We start from the raw sequence: 920 nt of genomic DNA on the forward strand, positions 1-920 counted from the left end.
CGCACCAGTGCGGCCGCCACTGCGGCGGGATCGTCGGTGCCCAGCAGCGAGCGCGCCTCGTCGTCACCGATGAACACCAGGTCGGCGGCCTCGGCGAGGGGCAGCAGACACGCGGCCGCCTCGGTCGGCCCGGCCCACAGCTGGGCCCGGTAGTTGACGTCGAAGCTGGTACGCCCGAGGCCTCGCCGCCGACGCAGGAGCGTCTCGAGGAGCTGCCGGTCCTCGGGCGAGAGCGCGGCCGTGACCCCGGTGAGGTGCAGGTGGTCGGTGTCCTCCACCAGAGCGAGGTCCAGGAGGTCCAGACGGCGGGCGGCGCTGGTGCTGCGGTAGTAGCGCATCCGCGTGTTGAACGGCCGCACCTCCTTGACGCAGGCGGCGGTCGGCCGGGACGGGTCCCAGTCGACGACCACGTCGACGCCGTGGTCGGTGACGAAGTCGCGGACGAAGGTGCCCAGCTCGTCCTCGCCGAGGCGGGACAGCCAGCGGGCGGGGAGGCCGAGCCGCGCCGCGGCGATCGCCACGTTGCTCTCGGCACCCGCGGCGGTCAGGCGGTAGCTGTGGGCGGGACCCGCCTGGTCGCGGATGAAGACCGCCATGGTCTCGCCGATCGTCACCAGCCGGGTCATCGAGGCCAGCGCGCTCACGTTCCCTCCTTGTCCGGGACCCGTTCGCAGGGCGGCGCGCCGACGGAAGCCTGCCGGCCCGACGCGCCTTGACGGGCTCCGCACGAGAAAGATACGCTCAAATTGCGTACTGTGCAACGTTCCTGCATATGTTGCATGACGTCGAGAAGCCCGCGACACCGCGGGCATCCGCCCCCGACCCGGAAGGAAACGACGTGGTCTTCCAGCTGCGGACCTACCAGATCAAGCCCGGAGTGATGGACGAGTGGCTCGATCTCTTCCACGGGGCCGTCGTGC

The 920-nt window shown here is 71.2% G+C and carries 1 protein-coding gene; it reads right to left on the bottom strand.

Annotation, left to right across the window (positions count from 1 at the left end; translation table 11 throughout):
* The coding region (locus tag Q0L15_RS21455) for a PfkB family carbohydrate kinase (RefSeq protein WP_296606798.1) at positions 1-644 on the bottom strand (644 nt) is incomplete at its 3' end.
* Between the last annotated feature and the right edge of the window lie 276 nt (positions 645-920).

This window comes from Nocardioides sp. (assembly GCF_024509035.1).
Taxonomy (GTDB): Bacteria; Actinomycetota; Actinomycetes; order Propionibacteriales; family Nocardioidaceae; genus Nocardioides.